Below are 15,094 nucleotides of genomic sequence, written 5' to 3' on the forward strand. Positions count from 1 at the left end.
CGGCGACCCGGTGCGGACCGCGCGCAGCATCGTGTTGCGCGGCGTGTGCTCGGACCCGACGAACTCCACGACGTCCACGCGGTAGCCCTGCTGCCGCATCAGCGAGGCCCGCAGGGCGTCGGTGAGGGTATCGGCGAAGCGCTCGCGCAGGATGCCGTGCCGGGTGAGCGCGGAGTACGGCGACGGGGTGGGCGCCTTGCGCAGCTGGGCCGCCACGTCGTGGTGGCAGCAGGGCGCGGCGAGCACGACGGGTGCCTGCCAGCCCACGGCCCGGGCGAGCGCGTCGTCGGTGGCGGTGTCGCAGGCGTGCAGCGCCAGCACCACGTCGGGGGCCGGGTCGACCACGACGTCGCCGATGGTGCCGACCGCGAACGACATCTGCGCGTCGACGCCGAGCGAGGCGGCGACCTCGCCGTTGTGGTCGGCCGACTGCTGCTTCACGTCGGCCCCCACGAGGTGCACCGGGAGCCCGCGCACGTGGGTGAGGAAGCGGTGGGCGGCGAAGGTGAGGTAGGCGTTGCCGCAGCCGAGGTCGACCACGCGCAGCGGCTCCTCCGGCGTCGGCCGGCGCAGCGCACCCCGCGAGCGGGCGTCGGAGAGCGCCGCGTCCAGCTGGCGCAGGAACTCCTCGACCTGGCGCAGCTTGGCCTGCCGGCTGGGCTTGACCCGGCCCTGCGCGTCGGTGAGCCCGAGCGCGCGGAACACCGGGTCGGACTCCTCGAGCAGGCGTTCCTTGTCGCGGTCGTGCCCCCGCTCGGCCTGCACGGCCTCCTTGCGGGCCGCCGAGTGCAGCAGCCCCTCGCCCTTCTTGGTCACCCGCAGCTGGTGGGTGTGCGTGGTGGTCTCGACGTGCCAGTTGCCGAACGGCTCGTCGAAGAGCAGCGCGTCCAGCGCCTCGGCCGCCGGGCCCGCGGCCGGCTCGTCGCCGAAGAGGTGGTTGCTGGTGTGCGCCTGCGTCGCGTCGTACGCCGTCAGCTGCAGGTGCCGGCCGGCCTTGAGGTCCACGGGGCGGAGCTCGACGCGGCGCCAGCGCGGCTCGCCCTCGCGGCGGCGGCCCGAGGCCACCGCACGGACCAGCGTGTCGGGGGCGAGGAGCTCGGCCCGCAGGCGGGCGAGGGTGCGCAGCAGCGGCTCGGCCATGGTCAGCTCAGACGATGGCGGCGACGACGACGATCAGCAGCAGGATCCCCAGCGCGGCGGGGATGATCAGGCGCCGGTGCTTGGGGTTCACGACTCGAGCCTAGAGGCGAGGAGTTCAGCGAGGTGCATCGCCGGGACGTCCGCGAGGTCGTCGAGCTGGACCTTGCAGGACATGCCGTCGGCGAGCACGACCGCGTCGGGGTGCGAGCGCACCGTCGGCAGCAGGTGCGTCTCCGCGACCGCGACCGAGACCTCGTAGTGCCCCTTCTCCATCCCGAAGTTGCCGGCGAGGCCGCAGCAGCCGGGCACGCGGGTGACCGTGGCGCCGAGGCGCTCGAGCAGCCGCTGGTCGGCGTCCCAGCCCATCACCGCGTGCTGGTGGCAGTGCGGCTGGGCGACGACCTCGACCCCGGTGAGGTCCGGGAGCCCCAGACCGCCGGGGCGCTCGGCGTCCAGGCGCGCGACGAGCTCGGCGAAGGTCAGCACTCCCTCCGCGACCTCGCCGGCGCGCGGGTCGTCGCTGAGCTCGACCAGGTCGCTGCGCAGCGTGGCGGTGCACGAGGGCTCCAGGCCCAGCACCGGCACGCCGGAGGCGACGTAGGGCGCGAGCGTCGCGGCCGTGCGGGCGGCGATCCGCTTGGCCTCGGTCAGCTGGCCGGTGGTGATCCAGGTGAGCCCGCAGCAGGCGTCGTCCTCGATGACCCGCACGGTCAGCCCGGCTGCCTCCAGCACCCGGATCGCGGCGTGGCCGGAGCCGGGCAGGAAGTGGTCGGTGAAGGAGTCGGCCCACACCCACACGTCGGGGGTCTCGGGCAGCCGGGCCGTGGTCGCGGAGCGGCGCAGGGTGCGGGTCGCGAAGGTCGGGAGCGAGCGGCGCTGGTCGACGCCGGCGGTCGCCCGGGCGAGCTTCGCGAACGCCGGCACCTTGAGCGAGGCATTGACCACCGGCGCCACCGGGGCGGCCAGCGCGGCCCACTTCGGCAACCGGCCGAGCAGCCGGTGGGAGCGCGGGCGGCGCTCGGTCGAGCCCTCTGCGTCGTACCGCTGGTGGAGGGCCTCGGACTTGTAGGTCGCCATGTCGACACCGGTCGGGCAGTCCGACGCGCAGCCCTTGCAGGCCAGGCAGAGGTCGAGCGCGCCGGCGACGGCCGGGTCGCCCAGCCCGCCGACCAGCGTGCCGTCGAGCGCCTCCTGCAGCACCCGCGAGCGACCGCGGGTGGAGTCCTTCTCGTCGCGGGTCGCCTGCCACGACGGGCACATCACGCCCGAGCCCTGGCCGGCGACCTGGGGCGCCACGCACTTGCCGACGCCGGTGCAGCGGTGGACGGCGTCGCCCAGGGACCCGCCGTCGTGGAGCAGCCGCAGCGCGGTGCGCGGCTCGCGGCGCGGGCGCGCGGGGCGCAGGTGGGCGTCGACCGGGTCCGGGTCGACGAGCACACCTGGGTTGAGCACGTCGTCGGGGTCGCAGACGGCCTTGACCGCGCCGAAGAGCCGCAACGACTGTTCGTCGTACATCACCGACAGCAGCTCGGAGCGGGCACGACCGTCGCCGTGCTCGCCCGAGAGCGAGCCGCCGTGCTCGCGCAGCTTCTCAGCACAGGCCAGGAGGAACTCGCGGAACCGGCGCCGCCCGGCGTCGGGGTCGCTCTGCCGGTCGGTGAAGTCGAAGTCGATGCGCACGTGCACGCAGCCGTCGCCGAAGTGGCCGTAGGGCACACCCTGCAGGTCGTGGGCGCCGAGCAGCTCGTCGAAGTCGCGCAGCCAGGCCCCGAGGCGCTCGGGCGGCACCGCGGCGTCCTCCCACCCGGAGTACGCCGGTCGCCCGAGGCTGCGCGCGGCCAGCCCGGCCCCGTCCTCCCGGATGCGCCAGAGCGCCGCGGCCTCCCGGGCGTCGGTGACCACCCGGTGCTCCAGCGCCGAGCCGGCCGCGACCAGCGCCTGCTCGAGACCGGCGTCGGTGTACTCCACGAAGAGCCAGCCGCCGCCGCGGGGCAGGTCGGGCACCGACCCGCCACCGGCCCGGACGAGGTCGACGATGCGGGCGTCGAGACCCTCGCAGGCCACCAGCGGACCCACCGCCAGCAGGGCCGGGACGGCCTCGGCCGCCTCCACCATCGTCGGGTAGCCGAGCACCAGCAGGTGCCGGGTGACCCGGTCGTCGACGAGTCGCACGGTCGCGCCGAGGACGACGCCCAGCGTGCCCTCGGAGCCGACCAGGAACTTCTCGACCGAGCGACCGTTCTCGGGGAGCAGGTGCTCCAGGGAGTAGCCGCTGACCTGGCGGGTGAAGCGGCCGAAGTGCGTCCGCACGTGCCCGAGGTCGGCGTCCACGACCCCGGTCAGGCCGTCGACGACCGGCGACGACCCGCCGCTCCACACCTCGCCGGTGCCGAAGGCCACGTCGAGACCGAGCACGTTGTCCGCGGTGCGGCCGTAGCCCAGGGCGCGGGAGCCGCAGGCGTTGTTGCCGATCATCCCGCCGATGGTGCAGCGGGGGTGCGTGGACGGGTCGGGGCCGAAGCGCAGCCCGTGCGGTGCCGCGGCGCGCTGCAGGTCGGCGTGCACGGTTCCGGGCTCGACCACGGCGGTGCGCGCCTCGGGATCGATCGCCAGCACCCGGTTGAGGTGCTTGGTCGTGTCCACGACGATGCCCGGCCCGACGGCGTTGCCGGCGATGGAGGTGCCCGCACCGCGCATGGTCAGCGCCGTACCGGTCGCGCGCGCCACGGCCAGGGCGGCCAGCAGCTCGTCGCGGTCGCGCGGCCGCACGACCACCTGCGGGGGGACGCGGTAGAGCGAGGCGTCGGTGGAGTACAGAGCCCGGGCCAGCGTGGAGTCGTCCACGTCGCCGACGCCGGCCGCCCGCAGGGCTGCGGTCAGGTCCTGCGCGGCGGCCCGGTCCTGCGTGGCGGTCACGACGCCGTCCCGGGGCGGTAGCGACGGGTCGCGATCCAGAGCACGGCGGCCAGCAGCAGGGCGACGTACCCGATGGTCGCGGCCACGGCGACCGGGTCCAGCGAGGGCTCCGGGTCGTCGGCGGCACGCACCGTCACCGCCTGCACGACCACGAGGAGCACCATCGTGAGCGCGCCGATCCCGAGCAGGTCGGTCTCCAGCCGCGCGCGCAGCCGGGCCTCCCGGGCAGGGGTCGCGGTCCACCAGTCCTTGTGCGGCACGTTGACCATTGTCAGGGGCGCCCGCCGCATCCACCGCGCCAGTCCCACCATGAGCACCGCGATCCCCAGCCCCAGCACGGAGAACGTGACCAACGCCTCCTGCCGCCCGACGATCCGGTCGGCCTCGCCCCCGGGCCCGAAGTGGATCGGCACCCGGTCCGGGAGGGTCACCGCCGCGATCAGCAGCACCCCGGCGTACGCCGCGCAGGCCAGCGCCATGACGACGCGCACGAGCTCGCGCAGGCGCTCGTCGCGACCACCCGTCCCGCCACTCGTCGCACTGCTCATCCCACTGCTCACCAGTGGTGCATGGAGTCGCGGAACACGGTCGCCAGGTCCTCCGCACGCACCTCGCGCGGCGCGGTGGCCAGCAGCCGCTGCTGCTTCAGCGCCCCCTCGACGAGGTCGTCGACGTCGGAGTCGAGGTAACCGACCTCCGCGAGCCCGCTGGGGATGCCGATGTCGCGCATCAGCCGCGTCAGCACCCCCGGCAGCACGTCGGGACCGTCGCCGGTCACGTCCGGCTCGAGCAGGCGAGCGGCCTCGAGGTGTCGCTGCGGGGACGCCTCGAAGGTGAACCGGAACGCCTCCGGCGCGGTCAGGGTCACCGCCATGCCGTGCGGCACGATCGGCTCGCCGTCGGGGTAGCCCTCGGGACGGTAGTCGCGCACCCGTCCCGCGATGGGGTAGGCGTTGGCGTGCGGCACGTGCACGCCGGCGTTGCCGAAGCCGAGCCCCGCGAAGGTCGCGGCCAGCGCCATCTGCTCGCGGGCCTCGACGTCACCGCCGTCGGCCACCGCCCGCCGGAAGGAGCCGGCCAGCAGCGACATCGCTCGCTGCGCCCACAGGTCGGCGATCGGGTTGGCCCCGCAGTAGGGCACCCGCTGCTCGGGCGTCTTGGCGTCGAAGTCCGCGAACCACCGGGCGGTCCAGCTCTCCAGCGCGTGGCAGAGGATGTCCATCCCAGCCGCCGCGGTCACCATCGCCGGCTGCCCCATCGTCAGCTGCGGGTCCACCACCGCCATGGTCGGCCGCAGCGCGGGGTGACTGATCCCCGTCTTCACGTGCAGCGACAGCACGTCGAGGACGCAGATCGTGGTCGACTCCGAGCCCGTGCCGGTCGTGGTGGGCACCGCCACCAGCGGCAGCAGCGGCTGGCTCGGCGCCTGTGCCCGCCCGACGGGCGCGTTGAGGTAGTCCATGAGCTCGCCGGGGTTGGTGGTCAGCAGGTTGACCGCCTTGGCGGTGTCGATCGAGGAGCCCCCGCCGACGGCGAGCACCGCGTCGAAGGGCCCGGCGTCGCGGGCGAACGCGATCGCGTGCTCCATCGAGGCGTCCGTGGGCTCGACCCGCACACCGTCGTACGTCGTCACCTCGAGGCCCCGCGCGCGCACCTGCTCGGCGATCCGCTCGGGGTTCCCGGTCGCGGCCACGCCGGGGTCGGTCACCAGCAGGATCCGGCGCGCGCCCAGCGCGGCGAGGTCGTGACCGAGCTCGGCGGAGGCCCCGGACCCGAACTTCAGGGCGGGGGCGGCGTAGGTGAAGACGGTCTCGCTCATGTGCCCACCGTAGGACCCCGGACCGCCGTAGCATCCCTCCAGCACGACCCGGAGCAGCGCGAGCCGGGGGTCCAGGAGGGGGGGCGACCATGGCGCATCGACGCGGCGCGGCCGGAGTCGTGCTCCTCGTCCTGGGCGGGGTGCTGGCCTCGATCGCCCTCGGCTGGGTCCTCTCGCGCCCCGAGGACCCCGACGTCTCCGCCGCGGCTGAGCCGGTCGTGCGCGACGGTGCCCTCGTCGACGCCCGCACCGGCGACCCATGGGTCCCGCAGGGCCTGAGCTGGTCCGGCTTCGAGTCCGCCTGCGCCCAGGGGTGGGGCTACTCCGGCCTGGACCCGCTCGGCGAGGACGCCGAGGCCGAGCAGGCGGCCCTCATCGCGTCCTGGGGCGCCGACACCGTGCGCCTGCCGCTGAACCAGGACTGCTGGCTCGGCACCCGCGGCGCCCCCGTGAGCGACGACTTCGTCGAGCGCACCCCGCAGGGCTACCGGCGGGCCGTGGGGCGGTTCGTCGAGGCGCTCCACGAGGAGGGCCTCGTGGTCGTGCTGGACCTGCACAGCCGCAAGCGCATCGGCAGCGCGGCCTTCGGCAGCATGGCGATGCCCGACTCGGAGTCGCTGGCGTTCTGGCGCTCGGTCGCCGCCCAGTACGCCGACAGCCCCTCGGTCCTCTTCGACGCCTTCCACGCCCCGCACTCGCGCGTGGACGCCCGGGGCCGGCCGGTCCTCGAGCTGGGCTGGCGGTGCTGGAGCCGCGGCGGCTGCGACGTGCCGGTCGACGACGACCGGACCCCGACGCGGGCGGGCCGGGCCACCTACGAGGCGCTGGGCATGGACGACCTGGTCGACTCCATCCGACGCACCGGCGCCGAGCAGCCGATCCTGCTGAGCGGACTGGACCGGGCCAACGACCTGGGGGCCTGGCTGGAGTGGGCGCCGGAGGACGACCAGCTGGTGGCGGCGTTCCACGCCTACGACACCGCCGACTGCGGGCCCACGTGCTGGGAGGAGGTCATCGCCCCGCTCTCCGACCTCGTCCCCGTGCTGACCACCGAGCTCGGCGCCGAGGACCCGACCGACGGGTGGGTCGCGGACTACCTCGCGTTCGCCGAGCAGCAGGACATCGGGTCGCTGCTGTGGGTGTGGGCCGAGCGGCCAGGGGACCCGATGGCGCTGGTGAGCGACCTCGAGGGCACTCCCACGGCCTGGGGCGAGCTGGCCCGCCGGTGGTGGACCGACGAGCTCCCCGGCGCCGGATAGCGGACGTCCCGGGGTCCGGCGGGCGTCTGAGCGACCGTCTGAGCGACCCCTCGTGGAGACCGCGTGGCACGACGGTTGTTACCGACGGTGACGGGCCCCCTCGATCCTGTTACCGAACCTTGTAAGTGCTGTTCCCCCGTGTGGGAGGGCCCGCTCATACCGTCAAAGCATCGCTGGCGCGGACCGTGTGCCGGCTTCGGAGGAGGGGCGGGCGCATGACGGTGCAGGCAGGAGCCTGGCAGGGCGGCACACGCGGCAGCGGCAAGGGTGTCGGCGCCGCGGTCCTGGGCGCCGTGCTGACCCTCCTGATCTTCGTCGCGGTCTTCGTGAGCTTCCTCATCGCGCCGCTGGCGCTCCTGCTCGTCGCGTTCCTGGCCTGGACGGTCATGAAGCCGCGGCAGGAGTCCGGCCAGGCGCCGGCCGCCGGCGCCGCGCCCACCGAGGACGACACCTCCTACGGCTTCGGGGCGGGGGCCCGATGAGCACCGACACCCGCGCCGGCACCACGAGTGCCGCCGCCCGACTGGGCGACGGTATCGACGTCGAGCTGCGCCACCTGCTGCCCGAGGGCCTGTGCCGCACGTTCCGGGTGATGCCGTACGCCGTCGCCAACGGCACCGTGCTCGTGGCCGCCGCCGACGCCGACGACGAGATCGCGCTGGAGGTCGTCCGGGAGCGGATCGAGCAGCCGGTGCTGCTCGTGCGCCACACGGCTGTGGAGATCATCGCTGCGATCGACGAGACCTTCCCGCCCGACGACGACCGGGTCGAGAGCCCCGAGGCCCGCCGAGCCCGCACCCAGATGGCCCAGATGCTCACCCGCAGCGGCCTGGTCACCAAGGAGCAGCTGCAGCGCGCGACGCTGGAGTACTCCCGCACCGGCGACCCGCTCGGCGACATCCTGGTCTCCCACGGCGCCATCACCGAGGACGTCCTCGTGGCTGCGCTCTCGGAGATCCACCAGATGCAGCGCGTCGGCCTGCGTGACTTCGCACCCGACCCCCAGGTCACCCGCCGTCTCCCCGAGCCGCTCTCGCAGTCGCTGCAGGTCGTGCCGGTCGCCGAGGCCGACGACACGGTGCTGCTCGCCGTGGCCCGCCCGCTCGAGGCCGAGGACCTGCGCGCTGTCGAGGAGGCCCTCGACCAGCCGGTCCGCCAGCTGCTGGCCAACCGCACCGACCTCGACCAGCTCATCCAGCAGGTCCACTCCGAGCACTACGCACAGGTCTCGACCGAGCTCCTCATGGAGTCCGCGCCGGAGTCCTCGGCCCACGTGGTCATCGCGCCGACCCAGAAGGCCGTCCTGGTGATGGTCCTGGTGCTGATCGCGATCTGCGGGATCCTCTGGCCGATGGGCACGCTCATCGGCCTGGTCGGTGCCGCGAGCTTCGCCTACCTCTTCGTCTCGGTCTACAAGTTCCGGCTGACGCTGCGGGCGCTCGGCACGCACCTCGAGACCGACGTGACCGACGCCGAGATCGCGCTGCTGGACGAGCGGCACCTGCCCGTCTACACGATCCTGGTGCCCCTCTACAAGGAGGCCGGCATCGTCTCCCGCCTGGTGCGGGACATCAATGCGCTGGACTACCCCCGCACCCGCCTCGACGTGAAGCTGCTGTGCGAGGAGGACGACGAGGAGACCATCACGAAGATCCGGTCGATGGACCTCCCGCCGCACTTCCACCTGGTGGTCGTGCCGGACAGCCAGCCCAAGACCAAGCCGAAGGCCTGCAACTACGGCCTGCAGCTCTCCCACGGCGACTACTGCGTGATCTTCGACGCCGAGGACCGCCCCGACCCCGACCAGCTCAAGAAGGCGGTCATCGCCTTCTCCCGCGTCCCGGGCAACGTGGTCTGCATCCAGGCCAAGCTCAACCACTTCAACCAGGACCAGAACATGCTCACGGCCTGGTTCGCCAACGAGTACTCCATGCACTTCGAGCTGGTGCTGCCCGCCATGGGCGCCTCGGAGTCGCCGATCCCGCTGGGCGGCACCTCCAACCACTTCGTCACCTCGGTGCTGCGCGACCTCGGCGCCTGGGACCCCTTCAACGTCACCGAGGACGCCGACCTCGGCATCCGGCTGCACCGCGAGGGCTACCGCACCGCGATGATCGACTCCACCACGCTGGAGGAGGCCAACTCCCAGGTCGGCAACTGGATCCGTCAGCGCTCGCGCTGGAACAAGGGCTACTTCCAGACCTGGCTGGTGCACATGCGCCACCCGTTCCAGCTGATGCGCGCCACGGGCCTGAGCGGGTTCCTGTCGTTCAACCTGACCATGGGCAGCGCGTTCGTCCTGCTGATGAACCCCATCTTCTGGGGCCTCACCACGCTCTACGTCTTCACCCAGGCCGGCTTCATCCAGCAGCTGTTCCCGGGCATGGTCTTCTACGCCGCCAGCGCGATGCTCTTCATCGGCAACTTCGTCTTCGTCTACCTCAACGTCGCGGGCAGCCTGCAGCGCGGCGAGTTCAGCATCACCCGCACCGCACTGCTCTCCCCCCTCTACTGGGGCCTGATGAGCTGGGCGGCCTGGAAGGGCTTCATCCAGCTGTTCACCAACCCCTTCTACTGGGAGAAGACCGAGCACGGTCTGGACGAGGTATCGGCATGAGCGCCACCGACACCACTCCCCCGCCGCCCACCCCGGCCGGCGAGCACCACATCGTGGTGCAGCCCGAGCAGCCGACCCGCCGCGTCGTCACCAACGCCGAGCGGCTCTCCGGCGTCATCCAGTCCGTCGGTCGACGTCACACCGACATCCCGCGCCGCCGCTGGGAGAGCCTGGGCGTCTTCGCCTTCTTCCTCCTCGCCTGGAGCCTGTTCGGCCACTGGCTGGTCGTGGACAAGCACGTGGTCGGCTTCGAGACCCTCGACCGCCTCAACCGGGCGCTCATGGTGTGGCACAACGACCCGCCGAAGCTCTCGGCGCTCGGCTTCGACTACCCGCCGCTGGCCACCCTGCTGGTCACCCCGCTGACGATCTTCAGCGACCTGGCCCGCAACCTGGCGATCATCCCGATCACCTCGGCGGTCTTCGCGGCCGGCACGATGGTCGTCCTCAACACGATGATGCGGCGCGCGGCCGTGCTCGCGCCGCTGCGCTACACCGTCCTGGTCGCACTGGGCGCCAACCCGCTCGTCGCGCTGTACGCCGCCGGCGGCGCGCGCCACTTCCTGTGGCTCTCGCTCGTGGTCGTCGCGCTCGGCGCCCTGTTCGCCTGGTACGTCACCGCCGACATCCGGTTCGTGATGATCGCCGGGCTCGCCTTCTCCGTGGCCACCCTGGCCGGCTACTCCAGCCTGCTGTGGTTCGTGCTGAGCGCCGTGATGATCGGCGCGGTCCTGGCCCGCATGGGTGCGGACGGCACCGAGATCGAGGGCACCACCGTCGGCTTCGCCTCGCCGACCGTCTACGTCATCGCGCTGTGGACGGCCTTCAACCTGCTGCTGCTGGGCAACCCGTTCGCCTGGATCACCGAGAGCAGCGACGCCCTCGGCAACGTCAGCGCCGAGGAGTTCTCGATCGTGGGGCTGCTGCGCTGGACCGGTGAGCTGGTCCTGTACGGCGCGCCGATCGCCATCGTGGTCCTCCCGGCACTGTTCTTCGCCGGCATGGCCCGTCGCAACACCTTCGCGCTGTGGCTCGGCGTCATCCTCACCTTCACCGTCCTGGCCCCGGCCGGCGCGGTCGTCCTCAACGTGACCGACAGCCCGATGGTGCTGCGCAACGCGCTGCCGATCCTGGTCATCGCGGTCATCGGCGCCATCTGGCTGGCCCGCTCCGCCGGCTCGAGCGCGACCCTGGTCAGCGCGCTGCTGGTCGTCGGGCTGCTGCTGAGCATCCCGTGGACCTTCCAGGGCATGAAGGACTACAAGTACCAGAACCTCGAGTCCACCTTCGCCGCGGCGATCTCGACCGGCCAGAGCCAGGAGGGTGCCCGCACCCGGTCCGGCCAGGTCGTCGGCGTCGTGGACGAGCAGGCGATGGCGTCGTTCATCCGCGCGAACGTCACCCGCCGCGGCTCGATCCTCACCGACAACGCCCAGACCTACGCGGTCATGCTCTTCACCGGCCGGCCGGACCTGTTCTTCGACCGGGTCGACCAGTCCGACGGCCCCTGGCTGGAGGCCGCGGCCGACCCGGCCGAGCACGTCGACTACATGTTGCTGTCGACCGACACCGGCGCGGACCTGCTGAGCAGGCTCTACCCGGAGGCTGCGGCCGGCCGGCACCCGTCGCTGACCACGGTCTACACCACCGCGCGCTACACGCTGGTCGGCGTGCCGTCGGGCTTCGACCCCGGGGGTGCCGTGCCGAAGACCGCCAGCGAGATCGCCGAACAGTCCGGCGCCGAGGGGGACGGCTCGGAGGAGCCGGTCACCGACGAGCAGGAGCCGACGCTGCTCCCCGGGCTGGAGGTGACGTCGTGATCGACCAGCGCACCCCCGGCATCGAGCCGCCGCCGTCCCTCGACGACATCCTGTCCCACTCCGACCGGATCGGCCGCGTGGACTTCAACCACCGCCTGGTCCCCGAGCCCGCGCCCGAGCCGGAGCCCGAGCGCATCGAGCCCGCCGACGAGGACACCGCCGCAACCGCGGTCCCCGTCGAGGAGCCGGCCAGCTTCGAGGCGACGGCGGTCGAGGAGGCTCCTGCCGACGAGGCAGGGACCGCGGCCGACCTGGCCGACGCCGTGGACGTGACGGACGCCGTGGACGTGACGGACGCGGCGGAGGAGCCGACCGCGCTGCCCACGATCCCGCCGGTCGTCAGCGACCTGGCCGACGAGGTCGAGCCGGCCCCGGAGCCGGACCCGCAGCCCGTCGCCGCCGCGGACCACGACGACCCGGACGGCGACCTGCAGGAGGACGAGGAGGTGGCTGACGTGCTGGAGCTGTCCGAGCCGACGTCGGCGCTGCTGGCCCTGGTGCCCGCCGAGGACGCCGCGGTGGTCGCCGAGGACGTCGACGACGTCGTCGCCGGCGTGATCGGTCGCATCCGGGAGGTGCGCTCGGCGACGATCGCCCACCTCGAGGCGATCGAGGTCGAGTCGGCGCTGCGCTGCGAGATGCTCACCGCCCAGGCCGAGCTCGACGCCGAGCTCATCCGCCTGCACGCCCGGCGTGAGGCCCACGCGATCATCGCCGCGGCCCGGCACCGCTCGGGGCTGCCGCCGCGCACCTCCAGCGACGAGCAGCGCCTGCGCGAGCTGCACGACGCCGCGACCCGCCTGTCCGAGGAGCTCGAGGCCCTGGGCATCCACCGCGGTTCTCCCGACCACCCGTTCTCCCGATGACTCGGCGGCCGATGACCATGCGACCCACCAGCACCCAGACCACCCGCCGCAACGGCGCGGTCCGCCGCGGGCTGTCCGCCCTCGCGGTCGCGGCCCTCACCGTCTCCCTCGCGGCCTGCGGCTCGGACTCCGACGACGAGTCGGGGCGCACCCCCGAGGCCGAGGTCACCGTCACCGCCGGTGCCGCGGAAGCCACCACTGACGGGCTGCCCACCGCCGAGGCCCGCCTCTTCGCGGCCACCTCGCCGTGGAACACCCGGGTCGACGGCGAGCCGGTCGACGACGCGTCGTCGCGGATGATCAACCGCGCACAGTTCCGCGTCGGCGTCGTCGAGGACGCCACCACCGTCCGCACGGTCCCCCGTCGGATCACCGACCCGCTCTACATCAACACGGTGTCGTGGACGGTGCCCGTGGTGGCCGGCGGCGAGCCGACCGCGGTCGTGTGCCGCCAGTCCCAGTGCGGGGACGGCGACGACACGGTGACCCTGACGATCCCCGCGGACGTCGACCCCGACCCCCGCTACGACGGCTGGTTCACCATCGTCGACGCGGGTGACAACGTCGCCTACGACCTGTGGCGCGCCCGTCGCGAGGACGACGACTCGATCTCCTACCACTACATGAAGAAGTGGGCGCTGGACGGCCCGGGCTACCAGGAGCCCGGCAGCGTCGGGGCCCGTGGTTCCGGCCTCCCGCTCTTCGCCGGCCTCATCCGTCCCGGCGAGCTCGAGGCCGGTCTGATCGAGCACGCGCTCGCCATCAGCGTCCCCGGTCCGGCGCAGAACAGCTATGTGCAGCCGGCGTCCTCCACCGACGGCAACGGCGAGACCAACTCGCTCCCCGAGGGCGCCCGCATCCGCCTGAAGGCCGACGTGGTGCCCGAGCGTCCCCGCGACCCGCGCACCGGCAAGCCGATCCGGCTCACGGCGCAGCAGCAGCGCATGGCCGACGCGATCGTGCTGACCCTGCGCACCTACGGCGCGATCGTCGTCGACCGCGCCGAGGTGCCGACGCTGTACGCCCAGCGCGACGTCACCGCCGACCTGATCCAGGGCAACGAGCTCCAGGGCCTGACCCTCGACGACTTCGAGGTCGTCCAGCTGGGCCAGCGCTATCCCTACCCGCCCGTCGAGGGGACGGATCGATGACCAGCCTGATGAGCGGCCCGGCGAGCACCCGCACGCGTCGCACCCACCGGACCAGGACCGCGCTCACCGCCGGCCTCGCGGCCTTCGCTCTCCTCGGGCTCAGCGCCTGCTCCGAGGAGCCCGCCCAGAACGCGACCGACATCGTGGCCGACGCGCAGGCCCAGGACTACCGCGACGACCAGGCCGAGAGCCAGCGGGTCCGCGAGGCCTACCGCCAGCTCCCGCAGCCGACCAGCGGCACCGTCCGCATCAGTGGCAACCGGGGCTCGCTCACGCCGGACGAGGTCTTCGCCTTCAACCAGAGCGGCACCAGCACCGACGTGTCGATGACCTACGACGGCGAGGACGCCGCGTTCGCGGCGCTGTGCTCGGGCGAGGTCGACATCGTCGACTCCTCGCGCGGGGTCACCCGTGCCGAGCTCGAGGCCTGCCGACGCGTCGGCCTGGACCTCGTGCAGTTCCAGGTCGCCTCGGACGCCGTCGTGGTGGCCACCAAGAACGAGTCCGACGTCGGCGGCGACTGCCTGTCCACCGACCAGGTCCGCGAGATCTACCGCGCCGGCTCCCCGGTCACCCGGTGGTCCCAGCTCGGCGACGGCTTCGACGACGTGCCCCTCAAGGTCGGCGGTCCCAACCGGGAGAACAACGCCTTCTCCTTCTTCGGGCAGTACGTCCTCGGTGCGCCCCAGCCGGCGATGACCAACCTGCGCTCGGACTACCGCGCCTTCGACACCGACCAGGGCTCGCGACTGTTCGTCGTGGGCCGCGAGAAGGACTACGACCTGGTCGGCAAGCTGCGTGAGCGCAGCCGCAAGCGCGAGCTCATCAAGCAGCAGCTCTCCGACTGGTACCCGGTCGTCAACGACGCCAAGGACGAGGTGCAGGTCGCTCGCGAGGAGGTCGCCAAGGGTCAGCGCGACCAGCGCCCGCTGGCCACCCAGCAGGCCGACCAGGCCCGTCTGCAGCGTGCGATCGAGGCGCTGGAGGCCGCCCAGAGTCGGATGCGGGTCCTGGAGGCCCGCAAGCGGGAGATCACCGCGGTGTGGGAGCGCTCGGTCAACGCCCGCAAGCGCGTCCAGGCCTCGCGCGGCAACGTCGCCTACTTCCGGTTCAGCTACTACGAGCTGTTCGAGGAGCAGCTGCGTCCCTTCGAGATCACCACGCCCGAGGGCGAGCGCAACTGCATCTTCCCGAGCCAGCAGACCATCACCAGTGGCGAGTACCCGCTGGCCCGCCGGATGTTGCTGACCACCACCCAGCGCTCCCTGGAGCGCAACGAGGTCGCCGAGTTCCTGCTGTACTACCTGAAGAACGCCGAGGACGACGCCACCCGGGCCCGTCTGGTCTCGGTGCCCGCGGCCGACATCGAGGTCCAGAAGGCGTGGGTCACCGGGGACAGCGAGCCGGTGTTCGTCGAGCTCGACCCCGAGCCGGTCGTGACCACCGACGAGCAGCCCTCCACCAGCCTCCAGCCCGCCCGATGATCCGACGCACCACCCTCGGAGC

10 protein-coding genes and 1 pseudogene are annotated in these 15,094 nt (G+C 72.9%); 7 read left to right on the plus strand and 4 right to left on the minus strand.

The features are described from left to right. Positions 1 to 264: 264 nt before the first annotated feature. The 4 genes and pseudogenes from A6R01_RS07975 to A6R01_RS07990 form a co-directional block, all read right to left on the minus strand. Positions 265 to 1,140, minus strand: a pseudogene (locus A6R01_RS07975) (methyltransferase); the annotation flags it as partial. Between the two features lie 87 nt (positions 1,141 to 1,227). Then, positions 1,228 to 4,056 carry an FAD-binding and (Fe-S)-binding domain-containing protein gene (locus A6R01_RS07980; RefSeq protein WP_292604936.1) on the minus strand — a complete coding sequence of 943 codons (2,829 nt, stop codon included), beginning with the start codon at positions 4,054 to 4,056 and terminating at the stop codon, positions 1,228 to 1,230. Then, positions 4,053 to 4,604 carry a DUF1648 domain-containing protein gene (locus tag A6R01_RS07985; RefSeq protein WP_292604937.1) on the minus strand — a complete coding sequence of 184 codons (552 nt, stop codon included), beginning with the start codon at positions 4,602 to 4,604 and terminating at the stop codon, positions 4,053 to 4,055. The genes A6R01_RS07980 and A6R01_RS07985 overlap by 4 nt, the downstream gene beginning before the upstream one ends. 8 nt (positions 4,605 to 4,612) lie before the next feature. Further along, positions 4,613 to 5,875, minus strand: coding sequence for a hydroxyacid-oxoacid transhydrogenase (locus A6R01_RS07990; RefSeq protein WP_292604938.1), 1,263 nt, complete (start codon positions 5,873 to 5,875; stop codon positions 4,613 to 4,615). Positions 5,876 to 5,964: 89 nt separating this feature from the next. On the opposite strand from A6R01_RS07990, the gene A6R01_RS07995 reads away from it, so the two are divergent. From A6R01_RS07995 to A6R01_RS08025, 7 genes are all read left to right on the plus strand, one after another. Further along, complete coding sequence (locus A6R01_RS07995; RefSeq protein WP_292604939.1) at positions 5,965 to 7,134, plus strand: cellulase family glycosylhydrolase; 1,170 nt, start codon at positions 5,965 to 5,967, stop codon at positions 7,132 to 7,134. Between the two features lie 215 nt (positions 7,135 to 7,349). After that, entirely contained in the window at positions 7,350 to 7,616 is a 267-nt protein-coding gene (locus A6R01_RS08000; protein ID WP_292604940.1) for a hypothetical protein, read from the plus strand. Then, entirely contained in the window at positions 7,613 to 9,751 is a 2,139-nt protein-coding gene (locus A6R01_RS08005; RefSeq protein ID WP_292604941.1) for a glycosyltransferase, read from the plus strand. The genes A6R01_RS08000 and A6R01_RS08005 overlap by 4 nt, the downstream gene beginning before the upstream one ends. Continuing rightward, positions 9,748 to 11,571, plus strand: coding sequence for a hypothetical protein (locus tag A6R01_RS08010; protein WP_292604942.1), 1,824 nt, complete (start codon positions 9,748 to 9,750; stop codon positions 11,569 to 11,571). Before A6R01_RS08005 ends, A6R01_RS08010 begins: the two co-directional genes overlap by 4 nt. After that, a complete protein-coding gene (locus tag A6R01_RS08015; RefSeq protein WP_292604943.1) occupies positions 11,568 to 12,437 on the plus strand; it encodes a hypothetical protein in 870 nt (289 codons plus the stop codon). Before A6R01_RS08010 ends, A6R01_RS08015 begins: the two co-directional genes overlap by 4 nt. A gap of 11 nt (positions 12,438 to 12,448) precedes the next feature. Beyond that, positions 12,449 to 13,588 (plus strand): hypothetical protein, encoded by a 1,140-nt coding sequence (locus A6R01_RS08020; protein ID WP_292604944.1) that lies wholly within the window; start codon positions 12,449 to 12,451, stop codon positions 13,586 to 13,588. Next, complete coding sequence (locus A6R01_RS08025) at positions 13,585 to 15,072, plus strand: substrate-binding domain-containing protein (protein WP_292604945.1); 1,488 nt, start codon at positions 13,585 to 13,587, stop codon at positions 15,070 to 15,072. Before A6R01_RS08020 ends, A6R01_RS08025 begins: the two co-directional genes overlap by 4 nt. The last annotated feature ends 22 nt before the right edge of the window (positions 15,073 to 15,094 follow it).

It is taken from the genome of Nocardioides sp. REDSEA-S30_B4, from assembly GCF_001627265.1.
Taxonomy (GTDB): Bacteria; Actinomycetota; Actinomycetes; order Propionibacteriales; family Nocardioidaceae; genus Nocardioides.

What these genes read in the sequence shown, in the direction of transcription:
- A6R01_RS08005 (WP_292604941.1), top strand. Translation starts at nt 7,613, where the DNA reads ATGAGCACCGACACCCGCGCCGGCACCACGAGTGCCGCCGCCCGACTG.
- A6R01_RS08010 (WP_292604942.1), top strand. Translation starts at nt 9,748, where the DNA reads ATGAGCGCCACCGACACCACTCCCCCGCCGCCCACCCCGGCCGGCGAG.
- A6R01_RS07990 (WP_292604938.1), bottom strand. Translation starts at nt 5,875, where the DNA reads ATGAGCGAGACCGTCTTCACCTACGCCGCCCCCGCCCTGAAGTTCGGG.
- A6R01_RS08000 (WP_292604940.1), top strand. Translation starts at nt 7,350, where the DNA reads ATGACGGTGCAGGCAGGAGCCTGGCAGGGCGGCACACGCGGCAGCGGC.
- A6R01_RS08020 (WP_292604944.1), top strand. Translation starts at nt 12,449, where the DNA reads ATGACCATGCGACCCACCAGCACCCAGACCACCCGCCGCAACGGCGCG.
- A6R01_RS08025 (WP_292604945.1), top strand. Translation starts at nt 13,585, where the DNA reads ATGACCAGCCTGATGAGCGGCCCGGCGAGCACCCGCACGCGTCGCACC.
- A6R01_RS07985 (WP_292604937.1), bottom strand. Translation starts at nt 4,604, where the DNA reads ATGAGCAGTGCGACGAGTGGCGGGACGGGTGGTCGCGACGAGCGCCTG.
- A6R01_RS07995 (WP_292604939.1), top strand. Translation starts at nt 5,965, where the DNA reads ATGGCGCATCGACGCGGCGCGGCCGGAGTCGTGCTCCTCGTCCTGGGC.